The sequence below is a fragment of the Tenacibaculum sp. FZY0031 genome (assembly GCF_036350695.1).
Lineage (GTDB): Bacteria > Bacteroidota > Bacteroidia > Flavobacteriales > Flavobacteriaceae > Polaribacter.
This window is the reverse complement of the sequence record NZ_JAZDVY010000001.1, coordinates 228990-246728: the sequence shown is the minus strand read 5'-3', so window position 1 is coordinate 246728 and position 17739 is coordinate 228990. Positions and strand designations below refer to the sequence as shown.

Below are 17739 nucleotides of genomic sequence, written 5' to 3'. Positions count from 1 at the left end.
AAATTAAAAATCGTTCATTGAAGAAAGATTAACAAATATAGTTCATGGTAGTAGGTTGATAACAACATACTTTTACACCGTCTTGGTAAATGTACGAACCATCTCCTCCACACTCTTTAGGGAAAGGAAAAGGGCCTCCTCCTTTGATGTTTTTTAATGTTGTTTTTGTTAATTCTTGAGATCCTTCTACGTTTAAAATCACTTTTTTCATTATAAAGTTTTTTGGGGTTAAAAATATTATTTCACGTCCCTAAAATAATCTTTAAAAAAAAGGTTTACCATTAAAAAACCTTACTTTTGGTAAGGAAAAACCATACTTTTAATCAGACTTTGTCTTCCTCACAATCCTTACTATTTTTTTTCTGGAAGCAACCAAATAAAGGCAACCACTAAATAACACAATAGCGCACTCCAAGTGAACCTATAAGCAATGGTATAGTTGCTAAATACAGTAGAAAAGAAGCCTACTCTTTTAATTCATTATAGCACATAGCTGGGATAACGTATTATTATCTTCAGGACCCTCTTTATAAGATAAAATAGACCATCACATTCATTGATAAAACAACACACAGGCAAGGTTTTCACAGGCTTCTATCCAACTATTCATTTCCTTCCAAAACGTCGTTGCTCTGGCAAGGGAATGCGTGCTGTTTCGTTTGGTACAGCAGGAAATTTATGACTCTTCCAGTCTTCCTTCGCTTGTTCTATCAATTCTTTATTAGAAGCAACAAAATTCCATTCAATAAAACGTTCTTCATTAAATGGTTCTCCTCCAAAAATGTATATGGTTGAATTGGCAGCAATTTCAAAACTACACAAGGTACTATCTTTTGCTACCAATAATTGTTTGGATTTATAAGTATGTTCCTCACTAGTAATACTTCCTTCTAAAATATACAAAGCACTTTCACCAGACAAATACTCTCCAATAGTGATTGTTTTTGTTTCACTCGATTTAATTTCTATAAAAAATAATGGACTATATACTGGAACAGGCGATTGTTTACCAAAGGCTTTTCCTGCAATGAGCTTAAACTGTACTCCATCGTCTTCCCAACTAGGAATCTCATCCGCAGAAACGTGTGCAAAAGAAGGCTCACATTGCTCTTCTTCCAAAGGTAAGGCTACCCATATTTGTAACCCATGAAGCTTTTTAGTTGACTTCCTTAACCGTTCAGGAGTTCGTTCAGTATGTACTGCACCTTTTCCTGCTGTCATCCAGTTTACAGCTCCTGGAGTTATTTCTATTTCAGTACCTATACTATCCCGGTGTATAATAGCACCTTCAAACAAAAAGGTAAGTGTAGATATACCTATATGAGGATGCATTGCTACATCTAAATTATCTTTCTCACTCATTTTTACAGGCCCCATATGATCAATAAAAATAAAAGGACCTACCATGCGCTTTTGTCTAAATGGCAATAAACGACCTACCATAAAATTACCAATATTAGCTGCTCGCTCTTCAATTATGAGTTTCGTATTAGACATTTGATATGCTTAAAATATTATTTAAAAAAAAGCAACTCTAAATAAAGAGCTGCTTTCTAAAGTTATTGTTAATCTTCTAAATAACCAAACTTTCCCGTATTGAAATCTTGAAACGCTTCTATCAATTCTTGTTTCGTATTCATTACAAAAGGACCATGTGCGGCAATGGGTTCGTTTAAAGGCTCTCCGCTTAACACTAAAATTACCGCATCGTCTAAAGCTTCTAAAGTAAATGTATCTCCATCATTTTTAAACAATGCAAAGTGATCTTCTAAAACATTATTTGATTCATTCACCTTAACACTCCCTTCAATTGATAATATAGCAGTCGTATAATTTTCTGGAAAAGTTAACGATGTTGTCACTCCTTTTTTTAACTTCACATTAAACATATTAATTGGTGAAAATGTTGATGCAGGTCCTTTGTTTCCTTCGTATGCTCCCGCAATCACTTCTATTTCTCCTCCACCATCTGCTAATGGTATTTTAGCCATTTCAGCATTAGCTATTGCCTGATATTTTGGCGGACTCATTTTATCCTTAGCGGGTAAATTTACCCATAACTGTACCATTTGAAACTCGCCTCCTGTTTTGCTCCATTCAGTTTCGTGAAACTCTTTGTGTAAAACTCCTGAAGCAGCCGTCATCCATTGCACATCACCTTCGCCAATAATTCCTCCACCTCCAGCACTATCTCCGTGTTCAACACGCCCTTTATAGGCAATCGTTACCGTTTCAAATCCTCTATGTGGGTGCACTCCTACTCCTTTGGGTTTATCCGTTGGTGGAAAATTGTATTTCGAATTATAATCCAACATAATAAACGGATCCATTCGCTGCATTGTTGATGTTCCTGGTATAAAATTATGAACTCTAAATCCATCTCCTACAAAGTGTGGAGTTCCCGGTTTTACTATTTTTTCTATACTTCTTGTTTTCATTTTAAAAATCCTTTTTTAATTCTTATAAACTACTGGCTAATTCAATATCAAATGAATTGTCTATATAACTACGCTGTAATTGAGGTTTGTTTTTAGACCAATACCCCTTTTTTACATTTTCAGCAAGAGTAGACTCGCTACCAAACTCTACTAAAACTGTATTGGGAAACAGCACAGTAATAATTTTTTGTAATTTACTTTTATCTATTTCATTGGTTTCTTTTGAAACAGCTATAACCTTATATGCTTGCTGGTATAATTTTTCAATGGCTGTTTCGACATTAGGAACCGTTGAAACTTGCCAATTTAGAATTTTAGGCATTGCTGTGTTTGTGGTTACAACTAATGATTTTAAATGTCTCATAATAACTCCTTTTTTACCCATTAAATAGGGGTAATTACTCGATGGTTAACATCGAAATGAATTCAGTTTATTTTTTCTGAAATATTGAGTGAGTGGTACTCTACTTTTTATTTCACTGTAAAATTACGACAACTAAAAAAGGGATGCATTGACCTATGGTAAGAACCATTTATGATTGATGATTGATATTTCATTTTTTGAATTTTAAAGTCTGAAAAAAAATACTTTATAATTCTTAATTCAAAAATCAATTATTTGGTTTGAAGTTTTCTTCAGCTAGTGCTTTGCGAACGCGACTCAAACTTTCTGGGGTAATTCCTAAGTAAGAAGCAATCATCCATTGCGGAACTCGTAACATAATGTCTGGGTACATCTTTACAAAATCTAAATACCTTCTTTTTGCTGAGGCTCCTAGTAGTTGACTAATACGTTGGTATAATTGACGAATATGCTTTTGTAATAACTGCTCGTTTTTCCTTCTAAAATCTGTATTTATTTCTGATACATTGTTTATAAAACTTTCGTCTAACATTACAACAAACGTATCTTCAACAGCGTCTATATAATATGTGGAAGGTTGTTGGAAATAGACACTTCCCCTATCACTTACAATCCAATTTTCAGTAGCAAATTGTAAAATATTTTCTTTTCCTTCTTCATTTAAGGCATATAAACGTAACAAACCTTTTTCTACAAAAAAGAAATGAGCACACACATCTCCTTCTTTTAATAAAAAATCACCTTTAGAAACGTTTTTTATAATAATTAATGGTTGAATTAAAAGGAAGTCAGCTTCTGAAAGCCCTCCTTTTTCAATAAGATACTTTTTAAAGTTAGGTAACTCCATACATCATTTTAAGAGCTACTAAAAATACGTTTTTATCTATAATTTTACTTTTCTTCTGAAATTTTAAGTACTTTACCTCTGTATCTAATTGAGTTTTTTTGCGAGCTGTTTACATAAATAGTACTTGATAAGCTAGGGTATACTCTAACTATTACATTATAATTTTCAGTCGTTGTATTTTTGTCCTTTATCTTAAAACTAATTTTGTAACTATTCTCTTTGTCTTCAGACACAACTAAATTTTTAGGAACTCCTTCAAATTCAATTCCAATATCTGTACCTCCATAAGAACCTCCCATTTGTCGTTCTCCAAAATAAGGTAAATAGGCAGCTACAGTATCTTTTTTCATTCTGAAAAAATTACGATTTCCTACTAAATTAATGTTTCCTACATTACTTCCTATAGGCAACAAACCAGCATTAGCTATTTGTGTCATTGCATTGGTAACCATAGGTTCTGCCCATTCAGCTTCTACCTCAAAGGACTTACTTTCTATAAGAGCTTTTAAATTATCTATCTCTGCTTGAGTTGCATTTTTAGAAGAGGCACAACTAAGCAGAATAAAAACCATACTAATTAAATAAACCAACCTTTTCATACCTTACTGTTTTTAAACCTTTTACAAGGTACTTAAATCTCGTAAAAATTTCAAGTAAATAAGAGTATTTAACGTTTGTTTTACTCTTTATCTGGTACTGAGAACAACTCTGGTTTTGCTCCTTTAATAGCTCTATAAAAATCATAAAAATGATTCATATCAGCATTCATGTCATCTGTTAAGTAATAAGGAGGTTCTATTATAATTTGTTTGTTTTCAAAATCGAAAGCAAACATTACCACAGGTACATTGGCTCCTTTAGCTATGTAATAAAACCCGGTTTTCCATGAGGTTACTTTAGCACGAGTTCCTTCAGGAGATAACGCTAAACGGAATTCATCATGCTGATTAAAAACTGATACTATTGCATCCACCTTATTTGTGCTTTTACTTCTATCAACAGGAGCGCCCCCTAAAGCTTTAAAAATAAAACCAAAAGGAGGTTTAAATAACGAAGCCTTACCTATAAAGTTAATTTTTACGCCAATAGTGTTTCTAGCCAAAATAGCGATTGGAAAATCTTTCCAACTGGTATGTGGAGCTCCAATAACAACGTATTTTTTTAAGTCTCTTGGAAAATCTCCAACTACCTTCCAGCCTAAAACTTTGTGAAATATAAATTTAGATATCATTTACTAGGTATAAAGTTCAATGATACGGTTTTCCCTACAAAAATCAAATAATTAAGCTTTTTAGTTATGTTCTTTTATTTAAACTTCATCTTGTCAGTGAAGAAAATTATTGGTAAGTATTCTTCACTAAACTTTTGTTTGTTAGAGTTAAACCATTGAACCTTTACTAAATCTTCGCAAACCACTCTTTTTACTGATCCATCTGGATAATATGTATTTAAAACTTCATTCTTTTTAAACCCGCTAATTATAAAATCAGGAGAAGCATAATTTACGACGTATTTTATTATCTTTTTTATTTTCTTTGATTCAACAACCTCCCCCCCTTTTTCTTTAATCACGGGTATTTCTTTTGAGGATCTTTTTTTATAAATTTCTATTTTTTTAGTCAGAAATCTAACTACTTTTCCAAACTCATACTTTAATGGGTTAGCATAATAAGAGTTAATTTCGTCAATTATTGTATTTGAATCATCTAGAATCTCTCCTTTTTCTGTAATTCTTTCTATCTTTAACTTATCAAACTTTTCTACAAATTTTTCATATATCATTAACTCTATAAATCCACATTGATTATCATCAAAATACACACACGTATATTTAATTCTATCTGCAATTTCATATCCTGTAACTTCCTCATATAACTTTTTTTTATCTCTCTCAATTAGCACTTCTTTGATAATCATTAGAGGTGGAACCAATTTTGTGTCACCTTGGATTCTAAAACTCTTAAAAAGAGGGTGAGTTTTTAACGTTACTATATCTCCAACAGTAAATTTACTTTTCATATTCATTTTTTAATTTAAACTTTCTAAAAATACTATATTTACATATAATATGGAGAAGTTCTTTAGTTATTTATTATAGACTTTTGTTTAGAGCTATTGTTAATTTTCAATTACAATTAATTCAGACCTAATTACTTTGGGGATTAAATAAAATATGTGAATTAGTAAAGTTGAATAATTTCTGAATTATCAAAGAAACAATTAATTTAATCTTCGCTAATTTCAGAAGCATGGTTATGTTCATCCCTGTATCAGCTGATACAGGAGATAAACCTCTTAATATTGGAATATTTATTTTCATTATTATAAGGCATTTAATTATGACCAACAACAAACTTACCTCCAAAGGTAAATGTACGTATAATAGCATCGGGAATCGAGAATTCGGTTAGCGGCTCAATCTATCAAAGATGTTATGTCTATATTACAAAAAACCGAGCGAGAACTTCTCTTTTTGTTTTACTTACATATGAATAAAAAAAGAGAAAAAGATTGGTTTAAAAACAGAGGATATATACACTTTACAAATAAAACTCCACTTGTAGATAAAAAGAAAATTTTAAACTATGTAAAGAATTCTAAAAAAGTAGCCTTACATTCCTTTTCACCTTTAATTTTTAAAGAAATAAAACAACGTAGATATAAGGAATCTGATTTTAATGGAGTTAAACGTCGTTCTCATAAAAAAATAAAAAAAGAACAAATTATTTCCAATACAAAAATTAGAGAGATATTATATGCTACACACATAGATGCTCATATTTACTCCTATTATTCACAAAAAATAATTACTCCAAAATATGAATCAACTCTTAAAACTAACCTAAAATTGTCAGAAGCGGTAACTGCTTACCGACAAATAGAAACAGAATGTGGTTTAAAGTTTAAAAACAATATCCATTTTGCAAAAGAAGTTTTTTCCGAAATAAAAAAAAGAGAAAATTGTGTTGCTTTAGTTTTAGACATAGAAAACTTCTTTCCTAGTTTAAATCATAAAAAATTAAAATTAGCTTGGGCTAAAATTTTAGGATGTAAAAGTTTACCTAAAGATCATTATAATATCTTTAAATCTGCTACTCGATTTTCATATGTGAAATTAAATAATCTAAAAATTAAAAACGGTCACTTTGATGAAAAAAGAATAGCTGAAAATCGTAAAAAAGGAAAAGATACATTCTTTGATAATATAAAAGAATTGATTGATTCTGATGTTATCATCCATAAGAATCAAAAGAAAGACAACAACAAAAAACTTCAAGGAATTCCACAAGGCTTGCCTATTAGTGCTTTGTTAGCGAATATTTACATGCTTTCTTTTGATGAAACAATTATTAATAAACTTACAGAAAAACATAATATTTTTTATAGAAGATATTCTGATGATATTGTTGTTTTATGTGAAGAAAATCAAATTGAGTTCGTAGAAGATTTTATCATCAATCAAGTTAAAAAAATACATTTAACTATCTCAAAAGAAAAAACAGAAAAAATTCTATTCAAGAAACACAATAATAGACTTCAATCATTTAAAATAAAGAAAGACAAAACGTTACAATTTAATTTTCCTTTGAATTATTTAGGGTTTGAATTTTATGGATACCAAACATTAATTAAATCCAAAAACTTAGCTCAGTTTTATAGAAACATGAAACAGTCTGTAAAAAGAAAACATAAAAGAGTAGAAAAAGTCAAAGAAAAATACTTGTTAGATGAAGCTCCGATATTTAAAAGAAAAGTTTATAGACTTTATAGCTTTAAAGGAATTAAATCTAGAAAATTACCTATTAAAGGAAAAGACTATGAGAAAAAATTTAGGGGAAATTATATTCGTTATGCATACAGAGCTTCTGAAGAACTAGAAGCTCCTGAAATAAAGAGACAACTACGCAATCATTGGAAAATACTTCAAAACACACTAAAAAAATATGAGTTTTCAAATGTTGATAAAGATTAAGTTCTACGGTTTTCCTTACAAAAATCAAATAATTTTAACCTATCTTGTCCTATATTTGTTCACTTAATAACCTTTTATTTATTCTAATGAATACCACTCTTTTACTTATTTTAATTGCTATTAGCGCCTTACTAATTGGATTTGTTATAGGGAACTTACTCTCTAAATTAAAGTTCAAACAACAAACATCTGATTTGGAAAAAGAGATTGTAACCCTACAAAACCATCAAGCTAATTTTGAAATTCAGAAAAGAGAAAAAGATACCGCTTTTTCTGAGCAAAAAGAAGACTTTCTAAAGCGGTTAGATGAAAAAACGAAAGAAAATAGTGAGCTACGTCGTGAAAAGGAGTTTTCTTCTATTGAATTGGCTAGAAAAAATGAAGAATTGAAAAATTTACAGTTAAAACTTCAAGAGAATAAAGAAGAAGTAGAAAAACTACAAGATAAGTTCACCAAAGAGTTTGAAAACTTAGCAAACAAAATTCTAGATGAGAAATCGAACAAGTTTACTGAGCAAAACAAGAAAAACATAAAGGATATTTTAAATCCGCTTCAAGAAAAAATTCAAACCTTTGAAAAGAAGGTTGAAGACACTCAAAAAGAAAGCATTTCAATGCATTCTGCTTTAAAAGAGCAGTTATTAGGATTAAAAGAGTTAAACGCTCAAATGAGTAAGGAAACATTAAACCTAACCAAAGCTTTAAAAGGTGATAGTAAAACCCAAGGAAATTGGGGGGAATTAGTCTTAGAACGTGTCTTAGAAAAATCTGGTTTAGAAAAAGACAGAGAGTACTTTGTACAACAATCTTTTACCAACGATGAAGGTAAACGTATCATGCCCGATGTTGTGATTCACTTACCAGATAACAAAAAAATGGTGGTCGATTCTAAAGTGTCTTTAACTGCTTATGAACAATATGTAAATAGTGAAGACGATATTGTAAAAGAGCGTTTTGCTAAAGAACATGTAAACTCATTAAAGCGACATGTTGAGCAACTTTCAGAAAAAAAATACGAAGATATTTATAAGATTGAGTCTCCAGACTTCGTACTGCTTTTTGTACCAATTGAACCTGCTTTTGCGGTAGCCTTAAATGAAGACAATACTTTATACAATAAAGCTTTTGAAAGAAATATTGTGATTGTTACTCCAACTACTTTATTAGCAACCTTACGTACTATTGACACGATGTGGAATAACGAAAAGCAACAACGCAATGCTTTGGAAATAGCACGACAAGCGGGTGCTTTGTATGATAAATTTCAAGGATTGTTAACAGACTTGGTTAATATAGGTAAGAAAATAGACGGTACCAAAGCCGATTATGCCGCAGCCATGAATAAGTTGGTAGAAGGTCGTGGAAATTTAATTACCAGTGTAGAAAAATTAAAGAAAATGGGAGCGAAAGCTAAAAAAGCACTTCCAGAAAAAATTCTCGAACGAGCTCAAGATAATGATGAATAAAAAACAGGTACTCTAATTAGAGTACCTGTTTTTTTTAACCTTTTCTTTTTTGCTCTTTTTTATTGATTTTTCAAAATACTTATTTCCTGAGGTGTAAGAGCTTTCTTTAATAAGATTAATTCGTCTATTGAGCCTATAAAGTTGTTAAGACCAGAAATGGCACATGGTGAATGCCCTACTTTAAACTTAGCAGTATTATCTATGCTCACAATTCCATTAGGAAGACTCCATGGAGTACTTACTTTTTCTTCTCCATTTACATAGATAGTCGTTTTTCTAGTAGAATTATCTTTTATGATTACCACATGAGTCCATTCAGTTGGGTTCACATTTTCTAAATCAGCTGTTGCAGAGCCATTTAAATCTGTCATAACGTTGTCTGATCTCATTTCAACAGTTAATTCATTCGAACCTTTTTTATATGCTACTTGAATAAAGTCTCCTTTTTTACAAGCTTCTCTTTTAGATAAAATAGTAAAAACAGCATCATGCAAGTTGGTAGGAACCTTGAACCAAAAACTCATAGAAAAGGATTCATTTTTAAAAGGAATAGCTGCAGGAAAACTAATTTCTGCTGAAGTTGTTGTACTTTTATAAGCACTAGAGTTGTTTCCTTTTCTGTCTTGAGTAGCATCAAAATCTTTTACAATTCCATCATACGAGTTTTTGTTATCGTTTGCTGAACCATTGAAAGGATAATAAGCCATTAGATTGTTGTCCTTTAATAAATTTTCAAAAGGAGTAACTTCTTTAACAGGTAAATTTTCTTCATCTTTTGAGCAAGCTCCAATAAGTACGCTTACACACACTAAAACTGTGTAAATTTTTTTCATTTTTTTATTGTTTAAATTAACTAAGTCGAATGTAGTTTACGACCTCTTAAAAAACAAAATGACTTTGTGAGCGGTAGAAAAAACTTTATAAAGAGTAAAAACAAAACTGAGTTAGGTATATAAAAAAAAGGTTGTCTTTCAAGACAACCTTTTTTTATATAAGGACATTGTTATATTACATAATAAACAAGCGTCTGTTATGCATTAAATCATATACCTTCTCTCCTACAGCTTCTAATACTTCATCTTTCTCAGCATTCATTAATGCTTCATCAATTAAGTCTACAATTACCTGCATATCTTCTTCTTTTAAACCACGTGTAGTAACTGCAGCAGTACCAACACGAATACCAGAAGTAACAAATGGTGATTCAGTATCAAACGGAACCATGTTTTTATTTACCGTAATTTCTGCCTTTCCTAAGGCTTCTTCAGCAGCTTTTCCAGTAATTTTTTTGTTACGTAAATCAATTAACATACAATGGTTGTCTGTACCTCCAGAAATAATTTCGTATCCTTTTGCTACAAATGCTTTGGCCATTGCTTGTGCATTTTCTTTTACTTGAATTTGATATTCTAAGAACTCATCTGTCAATGCTTCACCAAAAGCAACTGCTTTAGCCGCAATAACGTGTTCTAATGGTCCACCTTGATTTCCTGGGAAAACCGCAGAATTAATCAATGTAGACATTTTTTTTAATTTCCCTGATTTTAATTTCAATCCAAATGGATTTTCAAAATCTTTTCCAATCATAATCATTCCTCCACGAGGTCCACGCAAGGTTTTGTGAGTTGTTGTGGTAACAATATGACAATGTGGTAGTGGATCAGATAAAATTCCTTTTGCAATTAATCCGGCTGGATGTGAGATATCAGCCATTAAAATAGCGCCAACACTATCTGCAACCTCTCTAAACTTCTTAAAGTCAATATCACGAGAATACGCAGAAGCACCTGCAATAATTAATTTAGGTTTATGTTCTTTAGCCTGCTTTTCTAAATGATCATAATCAATATATCCAGTTTCTTTAACTACACCATAAAATACTGGATTGTATAATTTACCAGAAAAGTTTACTGGTGATCCATGAGTTAAATGACCTCCGTGAGATAAATCAAATCCTAAAATAGTATCACCTGGTTGTAAACAAGCAGCAAAAACTGCTGTGTTTGCCTGACTTCCAGAGTGTGGTTGTACGTTTACATACTCCGCTCCAAATAATTCTTTAGCTCTATCAATCGCAATTTGCTCAACGATATCTACTATTTCACACCCTCCGTAATAACGTTTACCTGGGTATCCTTCAGCATATTTATTGGTTAAAACTGATCCTTGAGCTTCCATTACTTGGTCGCTTACAAAATTTTCAGAAGCAATCAACTCTAAACCGTTTAGCTGACGTTCTTTTTCTTCTTGAATTAAATCAAATATTTGATGATCTTTTTGCATGTTGTGTGTTGTTACATAAAGTAGCCAAAAGTACTAATTTTATTATTCAATTTAAATGGATTTTACAAGAAGTATCTACAAAAATACTTTCACATTTTTTTTACTCATCTTTTTGGGGTAAATTGAAAAAAATATGTAGGTTTGATGAAAATATAACAAAAACGATAAATGGAAATAACTGCTAATAACCCGAATAGAAAATCTTGGTTAACTGTAGCTGAAAACTCAGATTTCCCTATTCAAAACATACCTTTTGGGGTTTTTCTAACTAAAGATGATATCATAACGATTGGTACAAGAATTGGTGATTATGCGATTGATTTAGGTGCCTTACATCAATTAGGATATTTTGATGGAATTCCGTTAACAGATGATATCTTTTTACAAGATACCTTAAATGATTTTATTGCAGACGGACGTAAAACATGGCGTTTAGTTCGTAATAGAATTGCTGATATTTTTGATGTAAAAAATAGTAAACTAAGAGATAATGCTGAGCACAAAGACAAGATCATCTTTAGAATGGATGAAGTTGAAATGCAACTTCCTGTCGCTGTAGGAGATTATACCGATTTTTATGCCAGTAAAGAACACGCAACGAATGTAGGAAGCTTATTTAGAGATCCTGAAAATGCCTTATTCCCAAACTGGTTACAAATACCTATTGGTTACCACGGAAGAAGTTCTTCTATCGTACCTTCAGGAACTCCAATTCGTCGTCCTGTAGGACAACAACGTCCTAGTGAGGGAGAAACTACACCTAACTTTGGACCTTCAAAATTATTAGATTTTGAATTAGAAATGGCGTTTATTACAACAGTAGCAAACGATTTAGGAGACAGAATTCCTATTGAAGAAGCAGAAGAATATATCTTTGGATTGGTATTATTTAATGACTGGTCTGCTCGTGATATTCAAGCTTGGGAATATGTTCCATTAGGACCTTTCTTAGGAAAGAATTTTGCTTCAACAATCTCTCCTTGGATTGTAACCTTAGATGCTTTAGAACCTTTTAGAGTAGACAACCCTAAACAAGTATACGAACCATTACCTTACCTAAAGAAAGAAGGAAAAGATAGTTACGACATCAATTTACAAATGGCTATTCAACCAGAGGGTAAAGAAGAAACTGTTGTATGTAACTCTAACTTTAAGTATATGTACTGGACAATGGTACAACAATTAGCGCATCACACGGTAAACGGATGTCCTGTAAATGCAGGTGATATGATGGGTAGTGGTACTATTTCTGGGCCTACTCAAGATAGCTTTGGATCTATGCTAGAATTAACTTGGAGAGGTCAAAATCCTATTAAAATGAATGATGGTAGTGAGCGTAAATTTATTAATGATAACGATACAGTTATTATGCGCGGTTACTGTAAAAATGAAAAAATCCGTATTGGTTTTGGTGAATGCTCAGGTAAAATTTTGCCTGCTAAATAAACACTTTAATCAAAATTGTATATAAAAAAATCCAGTTCTTTTGAACTGGATTTTTTTATTTTGCCTTTTACTCCTCCTCTGGTGGTGGGTGTCCGTGAATTTGCTCGTATACTTCATCAAAATTACTTCGTAAATAACTATTTAATTTTTTACGATAGTCATCTTGTAACCAATCAATGAAATTATGAGTACTCTTTGATATACATTTAGAGTATCTAAAAATTCGATCGTCAATATCTCCTCCCAACATTTTTGCTAATATCAGTGCGTCAAAAACATCTTCACTATTTTCAACACACATTTTAGCATGGTGCTCTATTGATTTTTCTAACACTCTTTTTGAAGACTCTCCTCCTTGAATAGTATCTCTGTATACTTTTTTAACATCGAAATACAGGTCTTCAGAATTGGCAAACTCTGCTTTAACATCTGCAGGTAATTCATATTTAAAGTCGCTTTCTATTTCTTCGTCAGATAATAAATTATCTAAATAAAAGTTTGGTGCTCTAAACATTTTTTGCCAGTCTAAATCGGCTCCCCAAGGTCCAAAACGATGGAAATTGTTCCCTAGATCGATTACATTAAATTCCGATTTTCCGGGTAAAATACGTGACCCACGACCAATCATCTGATAATACAATGTTAACGATTTTGTTGCTCTATTTAAAATAATCGACTGTACAGAGGGTTCATCAAATCCAGTTGTTAAAATACTTACCGAAGTAATGATTGCATTAGGTGTTTTATGAAACCATTTTAAGATAAAATCACGTTCCTTTTTAGTATTTGTGTTATCTAAATGTGCTATTGGATATCCTGCCCTTTTAAACGTATCATACACATGTAGTGATGTATTAATACCATTATTAAAAATGAGTGTTTTTGTTCCTTTAGCTCGTTCTTCATAAGCTTGTAAAAGCTTAGAAAGCATGTCTGTGTTGGTATATAAATCTTCAGATGACTTTACAGTATAATCACCATTAGCTCCAACTTCTAACGATGTTAATCCTACGTTGTAAGAATAAATATTGGCTTTTGCTAAATATTCGTTTTGAATTAAAGCCCCTATACTTTCCCCATCAATAAGTTCATCGTAATTATCCTTCATAGGAAGTTTAATATTTGAACTTAAAGGAGTGGCGGTTACACCTAATATAAAAGACCTATCAAAGAACTTAAATAATTTAGTAAAAGAATTGTAATGTGCCTCATCAATAATTACTAAACCTACATCTGAAATATCTAACATATCGTCATTTAAACGATTGTTTAAGGTTTCTACCATAGCTACAAAGCAATCAAACTCATCTTGATCGTCTAAACTTGCTTTACTATCTATAATTTTATTTACAACACCAAACTCTTTAAGCATTTTCGCTGTTTGCTTACACAATTCTATTCGGTGTGTCATTATCAATACTTTCTTTTGATAATGTTTCAAGTATTGACGTGTAATTTCAGAGAAAATAACGGTCTTTCCTCCTCCTGTAGGTAGTTGATAAAGTAAATGGTAATTTTCGGGGGCATTCTCAAAACTTTTGAAAATTTTGTGCAATGCTTCTTTTTGATAATCGTATAGATTTTTTCCTTTCTTTGGTTGTGAAGTTGCTGTTTCGTTACTCAAATCTCTATAATTTTGAAATATGCAAAAATACGAGGTATTTAAGGAAATCCCATTAAAAATGGCATCTTTTTTAGAATTTTTTCAAATCAATACGAGCAATATCATAATGAGAAGCATGTGAAATTACTTCTCCATTTTTAACTACCAACAACTGAGGAGATTGATGTAAAACCTGAAATGTATACCCTATTTCATTTGAAATATCTCTGTAACTAAGCAAGTCTAGATAATAGACTTTAAAATCTTTTAATTCCTCATCAAAACTGTTTACAAAACGCTTTATTACCATACTACTTATACCACACCTAGTTGAATGTTTAAAAATAGCTACAGGTTCTTTATTTGATATTTTTTTTAGTTCCTCTAGCTGTTCTAACGACGTTAAAGGAATCCAGTTTATAAACGATGCTGCTCCTTCATTATTTCTATTTTTTCTTCCAAAAATAGTATTTAATACTCCCATAAAATTCTTATTTTAATAACATATTTGTTCTTAATCACCTCTACACCAGTCAAAAAGACATAAAAAAACCATTTATACAGACAAAATGTCTTTTATTTCTAAAAAAAAGCAATTGGTACTGATTTTGACTTTCATAGAGAAAAATAAAAAACGATATGAATTTTAACAATTATACAATAAAATCACAAGAAACCATACAGCAAGCGCAACAATTGGCGCAAAGCTATGGTAACAACTTAATAGAAAATGAACATATTTTCAAAGCCTTATTTTTAGTCGATGAAAATGTGCTTCCTTTCATTTTAAAAAAACTTAATATTAATGTTAAGGTTATACAGCAAGTAGTAGATAAACAATTGGAGAGTTTTTCTAAAGTTACTGGTGCTGATTTAATGCTTTCTCGTGAAGCTAACAAAACATTAAATGAAGCAGCCATCATCGCCAAAAAGATGAACGATGAGTACGTGTCTATTGAACACCTAATTTTAGCTATTTTTAAGTCTAAAAGCCAAATAGCCCAAGTATTAAAAGATCAAGGAGTTACTGAAAAGAGTTTAAAGGCCGCAATTGACGAGCTTCGTAAAGGAAACCGCGTTACCTCACAAAGTGCTGAAGAAACCTATAATTCTTTAAGTAAATATGCTAAAAACTTAAATCAATTAGCACAAGACGGAAAACTAGACCCTGTAATTGGTCGTGATGAAGAAATTAGACGTTTATTACAAATTTTATCACGTAGAACTAAGAACAACCCTATTTTAGTGGGAGAACCGGGTACTGGTAAAACAGCTATTGCAGAAGGCTTAGCACACCGAATTATTCGAGGTGATGTTCCTGAAAACTTAAAGGATAAACAAATTTTTTCTTTAGACATGGGAGCGTTAATTGCAGGTGCTAAATACAAAGGTGAATTTGAAGAGCGCTTAAAATCTGTTGTAAAAGAAGTTACAAAATCTGAGGGAGACATCGTATTGTTTATTGATGAAATCCACACTTTAGTAGGTGCTGGAGGGGGACAAGGTGCAATGGATGCTGCGAATATTTTAAAACCAGCCTTAGCACGTGGAGAATTGAGAGCTATTGGAGCTACTACCCTAGATGAATATCAAAAGTACTTTGAAAAAGACAAAGCTTTAGAACGTCGTTTTCAAAAAGTTATGGTAGATGAACCGGATACTGAAAGTGCTATTTCTATTTTACGTGGTATTAAAGACAAATACGAAACACACCATAAAGTGCGTATAAAAGACGAAGCTATTATTGGAGCTGTAGAATTATCACAACGTTACATTACTAATCGTTTTTTACCTGATAAAGCGATTGACTTAATGGATGAAGCTGCTTCTAAATTACGCATGGAAATCAATTCTAAACCAGAAGAATTAGATGTGCTAGATCGTAAAATAATGCAATTAGAGATTGAAATTGAAGCCATTAAACGTGAAAATGATGAAACTAAGTTAAAATCATTAAATGCTGATTTAGCAAACTTAAAAGAAGATCGTAATGAAATCAATGCCAAATGGCAGTCTGAAAAAAGTGTTGTAGATACTATTCAGAATTTAAAAACGGATATTGAAAATTACAAGCATGAAGCTGAGAAAGCTGAACGTAATGGCGACTATGGAAAAGTAGCTGAATTGCGTTATGGTAAAATTAAAGAAGCACAAGAAGCGCTTGACAAACAACAAGAAGTTTTAGCCAATCAACAAGAAAATTCTTTAATTAAAGAAGAAGTAACCTACGACGATATTGCCGAAGTTGTAGCTAAATGGACTGGGGTTCCTGTTACTAAAATGTTACAATCAGAACGTGAAAAACTCTTATTATTAGAAGACGAATTACACAAACGTGTTGTTGGTCAGGAAGAGGCAATAGAAGCCGTTTCTGATGCGGTACGCCGTTCGAGATCTGGACTACAAAATCCTAACAAGCCTATCGGGTCTTTCTTGTTCTTAGGTACAACAGGGGTTGGTAAAACAGAGTTGGCAAAAGCTTTAGCTGAGTATTTATTTGATGATGAAAATGCCATGACACGTATTGATATGAGTGAATATCAAGAGCGCCATTCTGTAAGCAGACTGGTTGGAGCACCTCCAGGATATGTTGGTTACGATGAAGGCGGACAGTTAACAGAAGCCGTTAGAAGAAAACCCTACTCAGTTGTACTGTTAGATGAGATTGAAAAAGCACATCCTGACACCTTTAATATCTTATTACAAGTACTAGATGAAGGTAGGTTAACCGATAACAAAGGGCGTGTTGCTGATTTTAAAAATACCATAATTATCATGACCTCTAATATGGGAAGCCATATTATTCAAGAGAAGTTTGATAATATGAAAGGAGATATCCATACCACTATGGATTTAGCAAAAACAGAAGTGTTAGGTTTATTAAAACAATCTGTAAGACCGGAGTTTCTGAACAGAATTGACGATATTATTATGTTCACTCCATTATCAGAGGCTAACATTAAAGAAATTGTAAAATTACAATTGAATAGTGTTAAAAAGATGATTGCGCAACAAAACATAACTTTTGATGCTACCGATGAAGCTATTGCTTACTTAGCGATAAAAGGATACCAACCAGAATTTGGTGCGCGCCCTGTAAAACGTGTGATTCAAAAAGAGGTTTTAAATCAATTATCTAAAGAAATTTTATCAGGAAGAATAACTACTGATAGCATTATTTTACTAGATGCATTTGATGATAGACTAGTGTTTAGAAATCAATCTGATTTAATTGACGAATAAGAACACATAAACAATTGTAAATCAATAATTAAAGTGTCATTTTTTCATGTAAACAGTGAAAAAATGACACTTTTTT

Annotated in this window: 16 protein-coding genes; 4 read left to right on the top strand and 12 right to left on the bottom strand. The window is 31.7% G+C overall.

Features of this window, described 5'->3' with window-relative positions:
- Window positions 1–28: 28 nt before the first annotated feature.
- From V1T75_RS01150 to V1T75_RS01115, 8 genes are all read right to left on the bottom strand, one after another.
- On the bottom strand, window positions 29–211 hold the full coding sequence (locus V1T75_RS01150) for a hypothetical protein (RefSeq protein WP_330486723.1): 183 nt from the start codon (window positions 209–211) through the stop codon (window positions 29–31).
- Between the two features lie 395 nt (window positions 212–606).
- Window positions 607–1497 carry a pirin family protein gene (locus V1T75_RS01145; protein ID WP_330486722.1) on the bottom strand — a complete coding sequence of 297 codons (891 nt, stop codon included), beginning with the start codon at window positions 1495–1497 and terminating at the stop codon, window positions 607–609.
- A 68-nt stretch (window positions 1498–1565) separates the two neighbouring features.
- On the bottom strand, window positions 1566–2438 hold the full coding sequence (locus V1T75_RS01140; protein ID WP_330486721.1) for a pirin family protein: 873 nt from the start codon (window positions 2436–2438) through the stop codon (window positions 1566–1568).
- A gap of 22 nt (window positions 2439–2460) precedes the next feature.
- Window positions 2461–2802 (bottom strand): hypothetical protein, encoded by a 342-nt coding sequence (locus V1T75_RS01135; RefSeq protein WP_330486720.1) that lies wholly within the window; start codon window positions 2800–2802, stop codon window positions 2461–2463.
- Between the two features lie 247 nt (window positions 2803–3049).
- A complete protein-coding gene (locus tag V1T75_RS01130) occupies window positions 3050–3649 on the bottom strand; it encodes a Crp/Fnr family transcriptional regulator (RefSeq protein ID WP_330486719.1) in 600 nt (199 codons plus the stop codon).
- Between the two features lie 44 nt (window positions 3650–3693).
- Window positions 3694–4248, bottom strand: coding sequence for a DUF4251 domain-containing protein (locus V1T75_RS01125; RefSeq protein WP_330486718.1), 555 nt, complete (start codon window positions 4246–4248; stop codon window positions 3694–3696).
- An 80-nt stretch (window positions 4249–4328) separates the two neighbouring features.
- Complete coding sequence (locus V1T75_RS01120) at window positions 4329–4880, bottom strand: 1-acyl-sn-glycerol-3-phosphate acyltransferase (protein WP_330486717.1); 552 nt, start codon at window positions 4878–4880, stop codon at window positions 4329–4331.
- A 74-nt stretch (window positions 4881–4954) separates the two neighbouring features.
- Complete coding sequence (locus V1T75_RS01115; RefSeq protein ID WP_330486716.1) at window positions 4955–5668, bottom strand: hypothetical protein; 714 nt, start codon at window positions 5666–5668, stop codon at window positions 4955–4957.
- Window positions 5669–6137: 469 nt separating this feature from the next.
- On the opposite strand from V1T75_RS01115, the gene V1T75_RS01110 reads away from it, so the two are divergent.
- Window positions 6138–7622, top strand: coding sequence for a reverse transcriptase domain-containing protein (locus tag V1T75_RS01110; RefSeq protein ID WP_330486715.1), 1485 nt, complete (start codon window positions 6138–6140; stop codon window positions 7620–7622).
- An 86-nt stretch (window positions 7623–7708) separates the two neighbouring features.
- A complete protein-coding gene (gene rmuC / locus V1T75_RS01105) occupies window positions 7709–9088 on the top strand; it encodes a DNA recombination protein RmuC (protein WP_330486714.1) in 1380 nt (459 codons plus the stop codon).
- Window positions 9089–9147: 59 nt separating this feature from the next.
- Here rmuC and V1T75_RS01100 read toward each other — a convergent pair whose 3' ends face one another.
- Together V1T75_RS01100 and glyA are read right to left on the bottom strand one after the other, a co-directional pair.
- Window positions 9148–9921: a LamG domain-containing protein gene (locus tag V1T75_RS01100; RefSeq protein ID WP_330486713.1), complete on the bottom strand. Its 774-nt coding sequence runs from the start codon at window positions 9919–9921 to the stop codon at window positions 9148–9150.
- 175 nt (window positions 9922–10096) lie between these two features.
- Window positions 10097–11371 (bottom strand): serine hydroxymethyltransferase, encoded by a 1275-nt coding sequence (glyA, locus tag V1T75_RS01095; protein WP_330486712.1) that lies wholly within the window; start codon window positions 11369–11371, stop codon window positions 10097–10099.
- Between the two features lie 168 nt (window positions 11372–11539).
- Here glyA and fahA point away from each other — a divergent pair, with 168 nt between their 5' ends.
- Window positions 11540–12817 carry a fumarylacetoacetase gene (gene fahA / locus V1T75_RS01090; protein ID WP_330486711.1) on the top strand — a complete coding sequence of 426 codons (1278 nt, stop codon included), beginning with the start codon at window positions 11540–11542 and terminating at the stop codon, window positions 12815–12817.
- A 67-nt stretch (window positions 12818–12884) separates the two neighbouring features.
- On the opposite strand, the gene V1T75_RS01085 is transcribed toward fahA, so the two are convergent.
- Window positions 12885–14441 (bottom strand): DEAD/DEAH box helicase, encoded by a 1557-nt coding sequence (locus tag V1T75_RS01085; RefSeq protein WP_330486710.1) that lies wholly within the window; start codon window positions 14439–14441, stop codon window positions 12885–12887.
- Window positions 14442–14511: 70 nt separating this feature from the next.
- On the bottom strand, window positions 14512–14904 hold the full coding sequence (gene ytxJ / locus V1T75_RS01080; protein ID WP_330486709.1) for a bacillithiol system redox-active protein YtxJ: 393 nt from the start codon (window positions 14902–14904) through the stop codon (window positions 14512–14514).
- A 155-nt stretch (window positions 14905–15059) separates the two neighbouring features.
- On the opposite strand from ytxJ, the gene clpB reads away from it, so the two are divergent.
- Entirely contained in the window at window positions 15060–17663 is a 2604-nt protein-coding gene (gene clpB / locus V1T75_RS01075; protein WP_330486708.1) for an ATP-dependent chaperone ClpB, read from the top strand.
- Window positions 17664–17739 lie beyond the last annotated feature (76 nt).